The sequence below is a fragment of the Streptomyces albiaxialis genome, assembly GCF_039530985.1.
GTDB lineage: Bacteria > Actinomycetota > Actinomycetes > Streptomycetales > Streptomycetaceae > Streptomyces > Streptomyces albiaxialis.
Map to the genome: position 1 here is coordinate 15,031 of NZ_BAAAPE010000023.1, position 13,617 is coordinate 28,647.

Below are 13,617 nucleotides of genomic sequence, written 5' to 3' on the forward strand. Positions count from 1 at the left end.
ACGATGAACCCCGTACTGCTGGCCGCGTCCTCGCGACGCGGCCGGCGGGGCCTGGCCGTGCTCGCCCTCGCCCTCGCCGCCGCCGGAGTCGCCTTCCTGCTGACCACCATGTCGATGCTGAGCACCGCCGCCGCCTCGCCCTCGATGAGCGGCCTGCCCTGCCCCTCCGAAGCGGTCGCCGTCGGCGACGGCGACGGAAAGACCGGCCTCAACGCCCACCAGATCAGGAACGCGCAGACGATCATCGCCGTGGGGCAGAAGAACCAGGTCCCCACCCGGGGTCAGGTCGTCGCGATCGTCGCCGCCCTCCAGGAGAGCAACCTGACCAACCACCCGGGCGGCGACCGCGACAGCATCGGCCTGTTCCAGATGCGCCCCTCGATGGGCTGGGGCACCCCCAAGCAGCTCCACAACCCCACCTGGGCCGCCGGGAAGTTCTACCGCGCCCTGCTCAGCGTCCCGGGCTGGGAGAAGATGAGCGTCAACGACGCCGCGCAGGCCGTGGAGAAGAGCGGTTTCCCGGACGCCTACGCCAAGCACACCAAGCGCGCGGTGCAGATCGTGGCGTCCATCGGACGGGGCACCGCGGACCGCGCCCAGATCGACACCACCGGCTGCACCGCCGCCGTCGACACCCCGGCCGGTCCCACCCGGGACGCGCTGAAGACCATGCTCGCCCAGGTCGGCAAGCCGTACGAGTGGGGCGCGACCGGCCCGGACTCCTTCGATTGCTCGGGGCTGATCGTCTACGGCTGGAGGAAGGCGGGATACCAGCTCTCCGCCCGCACCTCCCAGGCCATGCACACCCTCACGACCCCGATCAAGAAGGGGCAGGAGAAGCCCGGCGATCTCATCTTCACGCAGTTCCGCAGCGGCGGCCCCGCGCACGTGATGGTCGTCGTCAAGCCCGGCCTCGCCGTCGAGGCCCCGCGCACGGGCCTCGACGTCCGCGTCCGCGAGTACGACCCGGGCGAGAAGATGCGGTTCGGCCGCCTCCCCAAATCCGCCCTCAGCCGCACCTCCCCCGCCTGACAAGGAGCACCCCATGCCCGTATCCGACGACGAGCCGACCGTCCGCAAGGCCGTCCAGGCGTACTACCGGCTGTGCCAGACAACCGACGCCGCACTCCAGCCCGGCAACCCCGCACCGGAGCATGCCGGGGCGACAGTCGAACCGTTGGCGTACGAGGCCAACAGAGCCATGCGCAAGGCCGGGTTGTTCACCCTGTCCCGGGACGAGTTCGAGGCCGTGGTCCAGCGCTACTTTCCCGACTTCAAGTTCGAGGGCGGGTCCTGGTGAGCACGACCAGCCCCGAGTACGCGCCCGACGTCGTCTGGGGCGGGCAGTGGGAACACCCCGTGTGCGGCGCCTCCGGTGAGGCCACCTGGGGCGACGAGGAGACCGCGTACGCGGGCCACGAGTGCGAGAACGACGGTGAGGTCACCTGGAGCGCGGAATGGCGCTGCGACGCCTGCGGCGCCACCTCCGGGCCCTACCTCCTCGGCGACGACAGCCCCACGTACTCCGACCACGAATGCGGCGAGGACTGACCGCACAGACGCTTGCGCCCGTACCCCCTGAAAGAGGGGTACGGGCGCAAGCGTTTTCCCATTGACAACTGTTTCCAGCGAGAACAGTATGGGAGGGCTGGTTCACACGGACCGGCGGCACATCCACGCACGCGGGGCGCGGCCCCGCTACCAACGACTGCCGCGCCCCGCCTCCAACAGGAGGTAACCCATTGTCCACCCCGCACCTCGCCACCCTCACCCCCCTGCCCGGCGGAGCCGATCACCTCGACGGCGACCAGGTCAACGACGCGGCATGCACGCTCGTTGAGCTGTCCACCGTCCCCGACGACCCCGGGCTGCGGGAACGCGCCGTCCAGCAGCTCGTACCGCTGATCGCGACCCTGCGCCGGATCACCGGCACCGCCGACACCGTCGACGACCGGGACTGGCTGGACGTCTGGCGTGCGTACGGGATCGTCACGGAGAGGACCCCCTGATCCCATGAGCCGTACCCCGAGCAGCTACCACCTGCGCGCCACCCTCACCCAGGGCGGACGCTGGCAGGGCACGATCACCGAACTGCCCGAGGTACACCCGACGATGCGGTCGCTGTCCCAGCTTGAGACCCGCGTCCGTACCGAGATCGCCCAGGGCGAGGGCCTCGACCCAGAGGCCCTCGCCCTGGAGGTCACCCACCACACCGGAGACGACGCCCTCGACGCCGACGCCGCCCGCGTACGCGAGCTGAAGGCCGGCGCCGACCAGCTCGCCGAGCAGGCCCGCCGGGCCGCCGAGGACGCCCGCACCGCCGCCGCACCCGTAGCCCGCCGCCTGCTCGACCTCGGCGCCAGCGTCCGCGACGCCGGAGCCGTCCTCGGCGGCTACAGCGGCAGCTACATCCACAACCTGACACAGAGCAACTGACGCAACAGATCATCGTTCTACCGAACGAACCACTCCTCGCCGGGGGTTGACCACGTCCGCTAGCCACGGACGGCCCCGCCGAGGAGACCGACCGCACACCCTGCCCAACACCCAGGGAGACAGCACATGTCCGCAGCACCCGACCCGTGGCAGAGCACCCTCTCCGCCTCCATCCACGCCCTCAAGACGGCCGCCCGGGACGCCCGGGACGCGTACCAGCGCGTTGCCCGCGACCACGACCAGGCCCAGGAAGACGCCCTTCGCGCCGACCTCCCCGGCGAGGCCCTGCGCCAGCCCAGCGCCGAGCGATACATGCCGTACGCCGACGTCCTCGGGCGGATCGCGTTCTCCCACCAGGGCCTGCGGACGTCCATCAGCCGCACCTGGTTCAGCACGGCCCGTACGTACGCCTGGGGCACCAGCCACGCCCTCGCCGCGCTCCGCGACGGCCGCACGCCGCGCTTCGCCACCACCCCGGCCAGCACGCGCGTCGCCCTCCCCACCCTCACCCTCACCGGCCCTCCGGTACACACGCTGTCCACCGCGCACGCCACCGAGGCCAGCATCCATATCCAGGTACGGGAGTTCGCCGCCTCGGACTGGTCGGAGGCCGCGGAAGCGTGGCACACCCACGCGGACGCCGTCCACGCCCTCCTGCTCCCGCTGATCGTTGAGCACGGCGTGGCCGCGACCAGCACCACCGAGGGAGGGCAGGCATGAACCGCCGTCCCCTCCGTCCCGCCGACGGACGCGAGTTCCGGCGCGGCACCCAGCTCGGGGCCGCCCACACCCTCACCCGCGTCCTGCGCCGCCCCGGCATGCCGTCCGTCCTCTCCTGGGAGATCACCCAGCACGGCACCCTGCGCGGCCGTCTCGCCGAGGACGACGCCCCCGCCGAGACGATCCGCTCACTCCGGCGATTCTTCGGCGGCAAGGTGCGCTGCTGCCACATCGACGGCCACCGGGCCCTGCTGCTCCGTACGCTGGTCGGCTCCTGGTACGTGGACCTCTGGCTCCCCAGCCCGCTCCCCATCCCGGCCCGCACACCGGCCCCCGACCCCGCAGGCGACCCCGACGCCAACTACGACGAGGTTCCCGCCGACGTCACCGCGTTCGCGCACCGGGCCTCATGCGCCGCTGCGGCCCTGGCGTTGATGGCCGCCGCCGTCCGCGCGGGGGACCTCACCCCCGAGGCCGCTGCCGCCTCCCTCCGGACCGGCGACGTGCACACCACGCTCGTGGACCTGATGGAGCCTCCGAGTAGCTTCCGGGAAGAGGTCGCCGCGCCCGCCGACGCGGACGTCTGCCGCCTGCGCCCCTAGGCGGTCTGTCCTCCCGCCCTGCCCGGCATCCCCCTTCTCCGGGATGCCGGGCTCGGCGGCCGGACAGACCCCGGCCCGCGCGGCGGGACCGTCCGCCCAACACCGGCCGCCCGCCGCGCGTTCCTCCCCCTGACCAGGAGGACGATGATGACCGCCACGTACATCGCCGACGACCTCGTGACCGCCCTGAGCGTCAGCACCCTGCCGACCGCCGACCTTCCGACCCTCACCCCGGACCAGGCCCGCGCCACCATCACCCTCATCCTCACCGGCTACGGCCTCACCACCGCCCGCGCCGAGGACGCCCAAGCCCTCGGCGACCGCCCCGAGACCGCCGGGCCGCGTCGCATCGCCGCCTACAACCTCGTCCACCGCTACGGCCCCGACAAGCTCCAGCCCACGCCCATCCGCGGCCTGACCGCGTATCAGCCGTGGACCGCCCGCATCCTCCACCGCAACAAGCGGGTCGAGAACCGCGGATGGGCGCCCCCCAAGCACCTGCGGAACGCGTGGATCCTCCTGCACGCGGGCGCCGGAGCCGACCTGCGCGCCCTCGCCGACGTCCACGAGAACGACCCCGGCCTCCTCCCCCACCTCACCTACAAGGCTGTCGTGGGCATCGCCCGTCTCTCCGGCTGGCACCGCGCCTCCGACCTCGGCCGGTGCTGCCCCGCGTGGGGCGAGCCCGACGTGTGGCACTGGATCCTCTCCGACGTCCGCGCCCTGGAGCGGCCTGTGCCCTGCCGGGGACGACAGCGGCTCTGGACGCCTCTGCCCGTCACCGTCACCGCCGTCCGCTCCCAGCTCGGCGAGGGGGCGCTGCTGTGACCGCGCACTCCGCCGGAGCCTCCGCCCGCCGCCGCGCCCGCGAGCTGCGCCGCGCCGAGATCGCCCGCCAGCACCGCCAGGGCCTCCCCCTGTTCGCCGGGCTCCTCCTGGTCGACCTCATCCTCATCCCCACCTGCGCCAGCTCTTCCGGGCTCGTGCGCCTGGCCGTGCTCGGCGTCGTCTTCGGCGGCCCGGTCCTCGTCCTGCGCCGCGTCTACCGGCCCGGCCCGGACGTCATCCGCTGGCGCCACGGTGCCGAGGGCGAGCACCGCACCGCGCGCCTCCTCCGGCCACTCTCCCGGCGCGGCTGGACCGTGCTGCACGACCGTGCGCTCCCCGCGACGAGCGCCAACGCCGACCACCTGGTGCTGCTGCCCGACGGCCGCGGGGGCGTCGCCATCGACACCAAGCACCTCAACCGCCGGGGCATCGTCACGACCACCCGGGACGGAGCGGGCCTGCGCTGTGCCGGACGCTCCTACCCCGACATGCTCACCGGCGCCCGCCGGATCGCCACCCGCGTCTCCGACGTCCTCGGCGTACCCGTCGCGCCCCTCATCGTCGTCCACGGGGCACGCGTCCCGCACGGACGCATCCGCCTCGACGGCCTGACCATCGTCAGCGCCCGCCAGCTCCGCCGCGAGCTGCGCTCCATCCCCTACACCCCCGACCGCCAGCGCGCCGCCGCCCTCGCCGCCCGCGCACGCCAGAAACTCCCCCCGCACACCAAGGAGTCGACCCGATGACCCGGAAGCCGGTGACCAAGCGGCTCGCCGCCGCCCTCGACCGCGACGACCAGCGCGAGGAAAACGGCATGCACCCCGACGACCGCGCCACCTGCCACACCCACCAGTCATGGGCCGAGGACTGCGCCGACCGGCACATGCCCCTCACCGCCGGAAGCCTCCTCGCCCAGGCCCGGGAACTCGACCGCGTCCGCTACCAGGCCGCCCAGGACCACGAAGACCCTTCGCGATCCCCCCACGGCACCACGACCCCGCTGGAAGGATGACCCCATGCTGAAGCGCCTCCTTCACAAGGTCTTCCCGCCCTCGGCCACAGAAGTCGAAACCAGGATCGCGCGGGTCCTGCTCGACGCCGAGAAGCCGCTGACCGAGGCCGGAGTATGCCGGGCGGCCGACCTCAACCGCTACCCCGACCTCGCCCTCTCCCTCTCCCTCTTGTACGCGTGGACACGCCAGGGCTTGCTGGAGAGGGAACCCGCCAAGTACACCGCGACCAACTACTTCCACCTCACCCAGCGCGGGCGCGCCCGCGCCATCGACCTCGCCAAGAAGGACTAGCCCGCATGCACTGGCGCCGGTCGGCTCTCGTACTCGCGCTCACTGTGGCGTTCTCCGTCGTGGCCAATGCCGCTGACTTCTCCGACTACGTCAAGACTGGCGGGGTCCTCTGCGGGGTCACCCTGGCCGTCCTCGTGGCGGCCCCCTGACACACACCCACCCGGGAGCAAGAGGAGAGGGCTGAAGGGCAACCTTCAGCCCCTCTCCTCTTGCTCCCATCCGCCGCACGGTGCGGGATACTCCCTGCATGAGCGAGGACCTGCCGCACCTGCGGGTGGAGACCTGGCACCAAGCCGTGCCGCCCGCCGCCGTGCCCGTCCCCGCCGCCCACGTCGCCGAGCTGCACCGCGCCCGCGCCATCGCCTCCCTGCCCGGCATCGGCCTCCTGCATGATCTGCGCGTCCTCGGCGAGGCCCGCCGCGACGCCGACGGGACCGACCGCCTCGACCTCGTCCCGGAGCTGGACTACTGGCGCACCCGGATCACACCCGAACGCCCCGTCATCCCGCGCCGCGTCGACGTCGACCGCGTCTGGATCGAGCACCGCCTGGACTACGAGCCCGACGAGGACCAGGAGCAGCGGCCCGTGCCGCCTCCCGGTGATGCCGGCGCCCTGCTCCGCCGCCTCGCCCCCGGCCCCGACCAGCCTGGAGCCCGCACCCCCGTCCCCGCCCGTACGGTCGCGCACCTCCACGGCCGCCGCATCATCCAGGCCACTCCGCTCGGGTTCGCGTGGGACCTGCGCGCGGTCAGCGAGCCCTACGACACCGACGGCGAGATCGTCCTCAACCTCACGTCGGCGTACGACTACCACCGACTGCTGCTCACCGGGCAGGCCCCCGACGACCTCACCCCCTGCCCCCTCTACCTCCTGTGGACCGAGTAGCCGGTCAGAGGTGGCCGGTGCCTCGGTCAAGTTGTTCGTGAAGAACCTGACCGAGGCACCGTCAGCTATCAGTACGGCGGAGCGGAGCCTCACCGGCGGATGTAGCGCGAGGCCACCCCGAGGCCGCGGTTGCGAACTCTCCTGCGCTGGCCGAGAGTTACAGCGACGCCCCGGCCACCACCTTTGGCCGGGGCGTCGTGCGCGCCTGCGGACTGCCTACTCCGGCCCGGCCTCCTTCATGCGGGCAAGGACGGCGTCGAACACGGTCGAGTCCTGGTCGTCCGCGAACGCGCGCAGCAGGTGGAGCATTAGCTCCCCGCGCGGGATACGGCCCCGGTCCAAGCGGTCCGCGAGCATCACCGCGCGCCGGTCCACGCTCTGCCGTACCTCTCGCGGGACCGCCGGGGCCGCTGGCGCTGGGGCCCGCCCCGGCTCCTCCGCAACGAGCTGCCCCTGGAGGGTCTTGGCGATCTCCATGGGGTCCTCGTCCTTGAGTGCCAGATCGCCGGGCAGCATCCTGACCACCTCACGGAGCCGCGCGGCCGTCACCCCGGCAGCACCCGCCGACTTCACGACCAGCTCGTACACGCCGACAGCGACGGGGATTCCGTGCGCGTTCTTCACCGGCACCAGCTCCAGCACCTGCCCGAGAGGCGCGTCGTATCCCCGGGCCGCGAGGATTTCACCCAGCTCCCAGCCCGCGCGGAGCTTCGAGGCGCGGGACTGCCGGAGCCCCTTCTCCACCCACGCCCACTCTTCGATCGTCTCGTAACAGCGGGCGGGGTCCTCCTTGTGCGGGAGGTCCCGGAAGAGGCGTCCGACAGCCATGGTGTCCAGGCTCTTGCCCGCGATGTAGTACGCCTTGTTGAGCAGGTCGATGCCCTCTTCGCACCGGTCCCGCCGCTCCCTCTCCTCGACGGTGAGGGGGCCGTCCCCCGCCGGGGCGACAGGGTCGGGGATCTTGCTGAGGCTCGGCGTCGCCGCCTCCACCGCGGCCTCGACCTGCCGGGCGACCTCCTCGGCCTGCGCCTGCTGCCGCTGCTCTCTGGTCGTGTCGACGGTGGCGAGGGCATCCGCCGTCTCCTCGGACTCGTCCGGGTCCCCCCAGGTCAGGCCAAAGTCCGGACTCATGCTGCCTTCACCAGCCTCCCCTTCAGCGCGATCTCCCGGAAGAACTGCGCGGTGTCCGTACGGGGACGGGCCTGGCACACGGGAAGCCCCTGGTGCCGCGACTCCTTGATGTCGGCAGCGCGCACGGGGATCTCTGCGAGGCAGCGGATGGTCGGGTGGGCGCGCAGCAGGTCGTAGACGGCCTTGTCGAAGTGGCCCATGGGCTTCTGCACGCGACCGACCACGAGGCCGACGACCTCGAAGTCGTCGCGCTGCGCGCGCGCCATGGCCTTCTTGTGCTGCGCCACCTGCCTCTTCAGGCCGTCCATGGACCACTCATCCACGTCAACCATGATGATCGCCCCGTCCGAAGCCACCAGTTGCGCATCGGTGTCCAGCTCCAGGGCGGGCCGCTGGTCGATCAGAATGTCGTCCCAGAGTCCGAGGGCCCGGAGCTTGTCCACCATCACGCGGTACAGCGTCAGCCCGGTACCGGTGTCGCGCAGGTCGGACGAGAGACCGGTCATGTCCAGGCTCGCGGGCAGCACCTGAATGTTCGGCACATTCGTCTGAGCGATCAAGGGCTGCGGGTCGAGCGCGTCGAGCACCACCTGGGCCTGCGTGAGGTCCCTCGGCCCGGGACTGGCCACGTGGAGGCCCGTGGTCGCGTTGCCCTGGGGGTCGCCATCCAGCACGAGGACGCGGCGCCCGTACTCCGCGAGCGCTCCCGCGAGGTTGATCGTGGTCGTGGTCTTGCCCACCCCGCCCTTCTGGTTGCACATCGCGAGGACGCGGGTTCCCTCGGGGCGGAAGAGGTCGACGCTCTGTTCCGGCTGCTCCTGGTGCTCGTCCGCACCCGGCAGCGCCTCCCTCGACCGTGTCGCCTGAGCGCCGATCGAAGGTTCTGCGGTCGTTTCGGTCATGGGGAGGACGATAGCCAGCCGCACCACCCCGCCAAGACCTGTCACCCCCTTCGCACAACACCCGCCCCCCGACCAAGATCATTCTTGCCTAATTGGGAAAGAATGATCTTGGTCGGGGGGCGGGGCTACAGATGATGCAGGGGCGGGATGACCTTCACGACCTCGATGCGCTCAAAGCGGGGGAGAGGCAGGACCAGCATCCAGCCGCCCCCGGGAAGATCAAACCGTCGCAGGCCGCCGCTGCCGCCATGATCCGGGCCACGGCCGAGGTCGGTCACATCGACGCCGACCTCGGCCAGCTCCACGAGCTGCCGCGCGATCTGCTCGACCTCGGCGACCACGTGCGCGGGAAGGCCCTCGGCGACATGCCGCCGGTCGGGGTCGTACTCCCAGAACCAGGTCACGCGCGCCCGGCCTCGGCCTCAGCCTCGTCCTGGAGCTGCCGCAGCTCGGCGAGGAGCGGCCGTACGGCCTCCATCGACTCCGCCGCCTCCATCTGCTGTACCAGCTCGTCCATCCGCCGCGCGGTCCCCAGCCGCTCCGCCGCGACCCGATGGGCCCACTGGTCGAGCATCTGGTGCATCGGCGTAGCGGCGAGCTGCGTACGCGCCCGCGACATCGCGTCAGCGGCCTCGCGGTCGAACTGAGGGAGCGCCGTCGGGCACAGCAGCTCCAGCGCCTCACGGAGCGCCTTGAGCGTGCGGGGCGGCTGCGGGGGAACGTTCGGGCGGCCCGCGGCGGTCGCTTCGCTCATCGTCGTCTCGCCCCTCCCTGACTCGGCCGGCACCGCCAGCGTACCGGCCGAGGGTCGATCACTACTTCACGAACTGAGACATCGGCGCAGTGCAGCGGAACCCGGTGTCGTCGTCGTACATCTCGCTTGCTGCGTCGTTGTACATCTCGGGGGCGCACCGGAAGAACGGAGTGGTGAAGGCTCCGCCCTTCAGCTCGTACCGCCCCGGCTCCGTCTCGGAGCTGCACCATTCCCAGGTGTTGCCCACCAGGTCGTACACGCCATAGGGGCTTACGCCACTGTGGTAGCGGCTCACGGGGGTCGTGCCCCCGATTCCGCTCTCGCGGACGTTCGCCTTGGCCGCCGTCCTTTGATCTCCCCACGGGTAGCGCTGTCCGGCAGTGCCCCGCGCGGCTTTCTCCCACTGGTCTGCGCTCGGCAGTCCTTTGTCGGCCCACGCCGCATACGCCAGCGCATCGTCATGCGTCACCCAGACGACAGGGTGGTCCATCTGACGGTTCGGGCACCGGCCTCCCTCCCAATGTCGAGGAGTGCGGTGTCCCGTCGCGGCGACGAAGCGGGCGTAGTCCGCGTTCGTTACCGGGTGCATGTCGATGTAGCACGCTGTAGCCCAGCGAGGGGTCAACTCGGCGCCGCTCAGGTAGATACCTTCCGGAACCGGAACCATGGGCTTGCCGTCGACAGGATGCCTGACCGGCTCGTCGAGCAGCACCGCCTCGGGCTCATCAACGACGGCCCGCCCCGTCGCCTCCGAGCCCGACTCGGCCGGGCTCGGAGATACGGCGATCATGAACCGTGCCATCTCATCAGCCGAGAGCGCAGCCAGCACGGCGTCCAAAGCGGCCTGATTCGCGGGGCGGGGGGTGATGAGTTCCCCCTTCTCCTCCCACTTGGACAGCATGCGGGAGGTGATGCCCAGCTTCTCCGCGAACGCCTCCAGACTCAGCCGTTTTGCGGCCCGGAGCGCTGCTGCCTCTCGCCCCGTCCACGTCAGAACCACGGTCATCTCGTCGTCTCCTGCGCTTCGTCAGAGGGGATCGCATGGGAGGGTGCTGTACGTGCGGCGCAGGTCCTCGATGACCTGGTGGTCGACGGGGAACTCGACGTCGTCCACTGCCGAGATGGGCCGGACACCGATGGAGGTGTTCGTCGCGAAGACCGCTTGCGCGCCGAACAGGTCCTCTAGTCCCACAGGCTCCGTGACGAACTCGTGCGCACGCTGAAGGAGCCGCATCGTCACGCCGGGCAGCACCTCGCCCTTGGGCCAGACAACGCCGTGCCCGGTGACGAGGCCGAGGTTCCAGGTTCCGCCCTCCGTCACGTGACCGTCGTCAGGGGAGACGAAGAGAGCGTCATCGAATCCCGCGCGCTGGGCCGAACGACGGGCAGCGAGCTGCCCGAAGAGCCCCATGTGCTTGATCTCTGGCCAGTCGCGCTGATAGCGGACGGTCTGCACCCGCAAGGGGGGAAGGGTGCCAGCATCGATCGCCCGACTCGTGACCATCACCTTCGGGTGCGCGTCCGCCCCCGGGGAGCCCATGCTGAGCTTCGGATCGAAGATGGTGACACGAACGACGAAGGTCTCCGCTGTCTCCGCCGCGACCGCTTGCCGTACCAGGTTCCGCACGTGGACAGGGTCGAGCGTCGCGTCGAAGACGGCGCGGCAGTTACTCACAAGCCGGTCAAGGTGTAGGTCAAGGCCCCGAACAGAGCCGTTGTCGACCCGCATCGACGTGAAGTGGCCAAGGTTGGTGAGCGCAAGGGTCTGAAGGTCGTTGGGGTCTATCGGAACGCCATCCAGGTATGCCATACAGCCAGTCTGTCACTGTGGCCAGCCCCAAGAGCCCAGCTCAGGCTAACTAGTTCAGGGAAAGTTCAGTGCTGCGGCGGCAGCAAGACGTTCCACATGGCGAGACATCGCAGCAAAGTGAAGGCACGTTGAAACGCCTCACTCTGGACGATTCCCATGCAGGCCGCGCAGCACCCTCTGGATCCCCCCTCGGCGACCGTTCCCGCAGTCGTGCTCTGCACCTGCGCTTCGTCGCGGGGGTTCATGGTCGCCACACTCGACCTAGTGGGGGGTCGCTGATGTCCCACCTTTCGTTGCATTCCACCCCCGTCGACGGCGCCCCTGCGTGGCTGCACAAGGGTGCAGTCGTCTACGACCACCGGCTCAAACGGTGGGGTGTCGTGGTGGACGTCGGCTTTCCCGGCAACGAGGCCCGGCAGGCAAAGCGTGCGTGGCTGCGCCCTGAAGGGGGCGGTCGCGAATGGAATCCGCCGATTGAGGACCTGCGCCAAGAAGCACCTGATCCTTTCGAAGACTGGAGCGACGAATGATCCGGCCCTTCGCGCACTGGGGGAGGGGGCCCTCATGATCGAAATCCGACTGGCCTCCATCGACTACTCCGCCCACGATCTCGCCCAGGCGCGTGCAGCGATGAACGAGCTGCTGTCCACGCTGGACGCCCTCGTCAAGGCACATCCCGAGGGTGTTTGGCAACCAGCCTCGTCGGACGCCCTCGCGCAGATCGCCGAGGCCGACGCATTGGTATCCCTGCTGTACCGGTCCGCCGGGGTCGCGCGACGGCCCATCAGGACGGCCGATAGGAACGCGCGTCGCCACCTCCTGGACCGCACGATCCACCAACAGCCCCGATCTGCCTAGCCGCAGGCTGCTCCTGGCCGTCCCCGCCCCACGCGGCCGGAGCCTACGGGCAGCACGACGCCCGCCGTCCCCCGAGCGGCTGTCGTGCTGCCGCTGGCGGCCCCGGCTCCCGTCCGCCCAACATGAGACCGGGAGTCGGGGCCTCCCTACTTCTGGAGGTCACCGTGCACGCAGAAGGGCCCCGCCGATCGGCGGGGCCCTTCTGTCTCGCGCTCGCGTCACACCAACGCCTGCGCTTCGTCTATCCGCGAGAGCACATCGCGCAGCGCCCCGTGGTACTCCTCCCCGCGCAGCCGCAGCAGGTCGACCAGCAGCTCGCCGCCCCACACGAGGTCGGCCGTCTCCTCGACGCGGCACCAGCACGCGTACGCCCGCTGCGCCGCTTCCCGGTACGCGGCGGGGCTGTTGAGGGTGTGCCAGCCCCGCGCGGCCTCCATGTACAGCTCGGCCGCGGCGCCCGGCATCCCTATGGCCATGGTGGCGTGCGCCGTCAGCTCCCGGGCACGCCAGACGTACGGGTGCCCGGTTCCGTAGTCGCGCTCCATGTCGCTCTCCAGCTCGCGCGCGAGCCGCGCTCCGTCCAGCTCATGCCCGCCCGCCACGGCCGCGCCGACGGCGTCGGTCCGGGGCCGGAGATGCGCCGGCACCGCGACAGCGTCGGGGTCCTCTGCCTCGCGGACGGTCTCCTCCTCCTCGGCCCGGCCGTTGGGGTGGACGACGAGCCGCCACGTCCGTCCGTCCGGATCGGTCGCTGCTACCCGGACCGAGCGCCCGCGCTCCTGGGCCCGCGCGGCGACCGTCCGCAGGGCTGCCGTACGGGCCTCGTCCACAGTCCCGTGACCGCTCAGCTCCTGGCCGTCGATCCACCCACGCCCGTCCGAGGCGAGCGTGATCGTCATCGTGTCCACAGCGCCCCCTTGGGATCCGAGCACCCGTCCCGCCGTAAGTGCGTGCCGCCGGACGGGACTTCGCCGAACTCCATCACACCATGCTCCCGCCTCCCGGGAGCGGACGCGCTCACCGGGTCGAGTGAGGGTGGCCTGCTCAAAAATGGAAGCGCGACACGCAACGCCGTGATGGTGCTGGTGCTTTGCGGGACGGTAGAGTCCGTGCGTGTCTGTACGTACGGGAGGGAGACAGACGATGGGACGCCCTGGGTATCCCCACCGCGTGACTCTGGATCTGACGTCGGAGCACTACGAGGCTCTGAACAGCGCGATAGACGAGACGGGCGGCAGCATGGCCGAGTACCTGCGCGCGCTCATCGAGCTGTACTCCGATGATCCACAACTGGCCGAACGTACAGCGCAGCAGATGAAGCAGATGCGCCAGGCGCGGCGCCGCCGTCGTACTCCGCAGAGTCTCGCCGCCGCATAAAAAGACGCT

The 13,617-nt window shown here is 70.8% G+C and carries 23 protein-coding genes; 16 read left to right on the plus strand and 7 right to left on the minus strand.

The features are described from left to right. Positions 1 to 3 precede the first annotated feature (3 nt). The 13 genes from ABD343_RS36295 to ABD343_RS36355 all read left to right on the plus strand — a co-directional run bounded on the left by ABD343_RS36295 (position 4) and on the right by ABD343_RS36355 (position 6,776). Positions 4 to 1,032 (plus strand): C40 family peptidase, encoded by a 1,029-nt coding sequence (locus ABD343_RS36295; protein WP_344534535.1) that lies wholly within the window; start codon positions 4 to 6, stop codon positions 1,030 to 1,032. 13 nt (positions 1,033 to 1,045) lie between these two features. Further along, positions 1,046 to 1,300 (plus strand): hypothetical protein, encoded by a 255-nt coding sequence (locus ABD343_RS36300; RefSeq protein ID WP_344534537.1) that lies wholly within the window; start codon positions 1,046 to 1,048, stop codon positions 1,298 to 1,300. Further along, positions 1,297 to 1,551, plus strand: coding sequence for a hypothetical protein (locus tag ABD343_RS36305; protein WP_344534539.1), 255 nt, complete (start codon positions 1,297 to 1,299; stop codon positions 1,549 to 1,551). The genes ABD343_RS36300 and ABD343_RS36305 overlap by 4 nt, the downstream gene beginning before the upstream one ends. Before the next feature lie 191 nt (positions 1,552 to 1,742). After that, positions 1,743 to 2,009, plus strand: a complete 267-nt coding sequence (locus ABD343_RS36310) for a hypothetical protein (RefSeq protein ID WP_344534541.1) — start codon at positions 1,743 to 1,745, stop codon at positions 2,007 to 2,009. A 4-nt stretch (positions 2,010 to 2,013) separates the two neighbouring features. Further along, positions 2,014 to 2,436, plus strand: coding sequence for a hypothetical protein (locus ABD343_RS36315; protein WP_344534543.1), 423 nt, complete (start codon positions 2,014 to 2,016; stop codon positions 2,434 to 2,436). A gap of 126 nt (positions 2,437 to 2,562) precedes the next feature. Next, the gene (locus ABD343_RS36320) at positions 2,563 to 3,156 is read left to right on the plus strand and encodes a hypothetical protein (protein ID WP_344534545.1); all 594 of its coding nucleotides are present in this window, start codon (positions 2,563 to 2,565) and stop codon (positions 3,154 to 3,156) included. Next, on the plus strand, positions 3,153 to 3,758 hold the full coding sequence (locus ABD343_RS36325; protein WP_344534547.1) for a hypothetical protein: 606 nt from the start codon (positions 3,153 to 3,155) through the stop codon (positions 3,756 to 3,758). The genes ABD343_RS36320 and ABD343_RS36325 overlap by 4 nt, the downstream gene beginning before the upstream one ends. Positions 3,759 to 3,902: 144 nt before the next feature. Continuing rightward, the gene (locus tag ABD343_RS36330; RefSeq protein ID WP_344534549.1) at positions 3,903 to 4,586 is read left to right on the plus strand and encodes a hypothetical protein; all 684 of its coding nucleotides are present in this window, start codon (positions 3,903 to 3,905) and stop codon (positions 4,584 to 4,586) included. After that, positions 4,583 to 5,332 carry a nuclease-related domain-containing protein gene (locus ABD343_RS36335; RefSeq protein WP_344534551.1) on the plus strand — a complete coding sequence of 250 codons (750 nt, stop codon included), beginning with the start codon at positions 4,583 to 4,585 and terminating at the stop codon, positions 5,330 to 5,332. Before ABD343_RS36330 ends, ABD343_RS36335 begins: the two co-directional genes overlap by 4 nt. Then, entirely contained in the window at positions 5,329 to 5,598 is a 270-nt protein-coding gene (locus ABD343_RS36340; RefSeq protein WP_344534553.1) for a hypothetical protein, read from the plus strand. The genes ABD343_RS36335 and ABD343_RS36340 overlap by 4 nt, the downstream gene beginning before the upstream one ends. Before the next feature lie 4 nt (positions 5,599 to 5,602). Further along, entirely contained in the window at positions 5,603 to 5,890 is a 288-nt protein-coding gene (locus ABD343_RS36345; protein WP_344534555.1) for a hypothetical protein, read from the plus strand. 5 nt (positions 5,891 to 5,895) lie between these two features. Next, a complete protein-coding gene (locus tag ABD343_RS36350) occupies positions 5,896 to 6,039 on the plus strand; it encodes a hypothetical protein (RefSeq protein ID WP_344534557.1) in 144 nt (47 codons plus the stop codon). Positions 6,040 to 6,137: 98 nt separating this feature from the next. Continuing rightward, entirely contained in the window at positions 6,138 to 6,776 is a 639-nt protein-coding gene (locus ABD343_RS36355) for a hypothetical protein (RefSeq protein WP_344534559.1), read from the plus strand. A gap of 216 nt (positions 6,777 to 6,992) precedes the next feature. Here the strand turns inward: ABD343_RS36355 and ABD343_RS36360 are convergent, their stop codons facing one another. The 6 genes from ABD343_RS36360 to ABD343_RS36385 form a co-directional block, all read right to left on the minus strand. After that, positions 6,993 to 7,907: a hypothetical protein gene (locus tag ABD343_RS36360; protein ID WP_344534561.1), complete on the minus strand. Its 915-nt coding sequence runs from the start codon at positions 7,905 to 7,907 to the stop codon at positions 6,993 to 6,995. After that, positions 7,904 to 8,809: a ParA family protein gene (locus ABD343_RS36365; RefSeq protein WP_344534563.1), complete on the minus strand. Its 906-nt coding sequence runs from the start codon at positions 8,807 to 8,809 to the stop codon at positions 7,904 to 7,906. The genes ABD343_RS36360 and ABD343_RS36365 overlap by 4 nt, the downstream gene beginning before the upstream one ends. Before the next feature lie 125 nt (positions 8,810 to 8,934). Then, positions 8,935 to 9,213, minus strand: a complete 279-nt coding sequence (locus ABD343_RS36370) for a hypothetical protein (protein ID WP_344534565.1) — start codon at positions 9,211 to 9,213, stop codon at positions 8,935 to 8,937. After that, positions 9,210 to 9,563, minus strand: coding sequence for a DUF6247 family protein (locus tag ABD343_RS36375; protein ID WP_344534567.1), 354 nt, complete (start codon positions 9,561 to 9,563; stop codon positions 9,210 to 9,212). The genes ABD343_RS36370 and ABD343_RS36375 overlap by 4 nt, the downstream gene beginning before the upstream one ends. 61 nt (positions 9,564 to 9,624) lie before the next feature. Further along, positions 9,625 to 10,569, minus strand: coding sequence for a formylglycine-generating enzyme family protein (locus ABD343_RS36380; RefSeq protein WP_344534569.1), 945 nt, complete (start codon positions 10,567 to 10,569; stop codon positions 9,625 to 9,627). A 21-nt stretch (positions 10,570 to 10,590) separates the two neighbouring features. Next, on the minus strand, positions 10,591 to 11,373 hold the full coding sequence (locus tag ABD343_RS36385) for an aminotransferase class IV family protein (RefSeq protein WP_344534571.1): 783 nt from the start codon (positions 11,371 to 11,373) through the stop codon (positions 10,591 to 10,593). A gap of 278 nt (positions 11,374 to 11,651) precedes the next feature. Between ABD343_RS36385 and ABD343_RS36390 the strand changes: the two genes are divergently transcribed. Together ABD343_RS36390 and ABD343_RS36395 are read left to right on the plus strand one after the other, a co-directional pair. Continuing rightward, positions 11,652 to 11,903, plus strand: coding sequence for a hypothetical protein (locus ABD343_RS36390; RefSeq protein ID WP_344534573.1), 252 nt, complete (start codon positions 11,652 to 11,654; stop codon positions 11,901 to 11,903). Positions 11,904 to 11,937: 34 nt separating this feature from the next. Beyond that, positions 11,938 to 12,231: a hypothetical protein gene (locus tag ABD343_RS36395; protein ID WP_344534575.1), complete on the plus strand. Its 294-nt coding sequence runs from the start codon at positions 11,938 to 11,940 to the stop codon at positions 12,229 to 12,231. Positions 12,232 to 12,449: 218 nt separating this feature from the next. Here the strand turns inward: ABD343_RS36395 and ABD343_RS36400 are convergent, their stop codons facing one another. Further along, complete coding sequence (locus ABD343_RS36400) at positions 12,450 to 13,139, minus strand: hypothetical protein (RefSeq protein WP_344534577.1); 690 nt, start codon at positions 13,137 to 13,139, stop codon at positions 12,450 to 12,452. A 262-nt stretch (positions 13,140 to 13,401) separates the two neighbouring features. Here ABD343_RS36400 and ABD343_RS36405 point away from each other — a divergent pair, with 262 nt between their 5' ends. Then, complete coding sequence (locus tag ABD343_RS36405; RefSeq protein WP_344534579.1) at positions 13,402 to 13,608, plus strand: hypothetical protein; 207 nt, start codon at positions 13,402 to 13,404, stop codon at positions 13,606 to 13,608. Positions 13,609 to 13,617: the final 9 nt, after the last annotated feature.

Bases quoted from the DNA above. Each gene is read 5' to 3' on its own strand.
- ABD343_RS36295 (WP_344534535.1), top strand. From the start codon at position 4: ATGAACCCCGTACTGCTGGCCGCGTCCTCGCGACGCGGCCGGCGGGGC.
- ABD343_RS36300 (WP_344534537.1), top strand. From the start codon at position 1,046: ATGCCCGTATCCGACGACGAGCCGACCGTCCGCAAGGCCGTCCAGGCG.
- ABD343_RS36315 (WP_344534543.1), top strand. From the start codon at position 2,014: ATGAGCCGTACCCCGAGCAGCTACCACCTGCGCGCCACCCTCACCCAG.
- ABD343_RS36320 (WP_344534545.1), top strand. From the start codon at position 2,563: ATGTCCGCAGCACCCGACCCGTGGCAGAGCACCCTCTCCGCCTCCATC.
- ABD343_RS36325 (WP_344534547.1), top strand. From the start codon at position 3,153: ATGAACCGCCGTCCCCTCCGTCCCGCCGACGGACGCGAGTTCCGGCGC.
- ABD343_RS36330 (WP_344534549.1), top strand. From the start codon at position 3,903: ATGATGACCGCCACGTACATCGCCGACGACCTCGTGACCGCCCTGAGC.
- ABD343_RS36340 (WP_344534553.1), top strand. From the start codon at position 5,329: ATGACCCGGAAGCCGGTGACCAAGCGGCTCGCCGCCGCCCTCGACCGC.
- ABD343_RS36345 (WP_344534555.1), top strand. From the start codon at position 5,603: ATGCTGAAGCGCCTCCTTCACAAGGTCTTCCCGCCCTCGGCCACAGAA.
- ABD343_RS36350 (WP_344534557.1), top strand. From the start codon at position 5,896: ATGCACTGGCGCCGGTCGGCTCTCGTACTCGCGCTCACTGTGGCGTTC.
- ABD343_RS36355 (WP_344534559.1), top strand. From the start codon at position 6,138: ATGAGCGAGGACCTGCCGCACCTGCGGGTGGAGACCTGGCACCAAGCC.
- ABD343_RS36360 (WP_344534561.1), bottom strand. From the start codon at position 7,907: ATGAGTCCGGACTTTGGCCTGACCTGGGGGGACCCGGACGAGTCCGAG.
- ABD343_RS36365 (WP_344534563.1), bottom strand. From the start codon at position 8,809: ATGACCGAAACGACCGCAGAACCTTCGATCGGCGCTCAGGCGACACGG.
- ABD343_RS36375 (WP_344534567.1), bottom strand. From the start codon at position 9,563: ATGAGCGAAGCGACCGCCGCGGGCCGCCCGAACGTTCCCCCGCAGCCG.
- ABD343_RS36380 (WP_344534569.1), bottom strand. From the start codon at position 10,569: ATGACCGTGGTTCTGACGTGGACGGGGCGAGAGGCAGCAGCGCTCCGG.
- ABD343_RS36385 (WP_344534571.1), bottom strand. From the start codon at position 11,373: ATGGCATACCTGGATGGCGTTCCGATAGACCCCAACGACCTTCAGACC.
- ABD343_RS36390 (WP_344534573.1), top strand. From the start codon at position 11,652: ATGTCCCACCTTTCGTTGCATTCCACCCCCGTCGACGGCGCCCCTGCG.
- ABD343_RS36395 (WP_344534575.1), top strand. From the start codon at position 11,938: ATGATCGAAATCCGACTGGCCTCCATCGACTACTCCGCCCACGATCTC.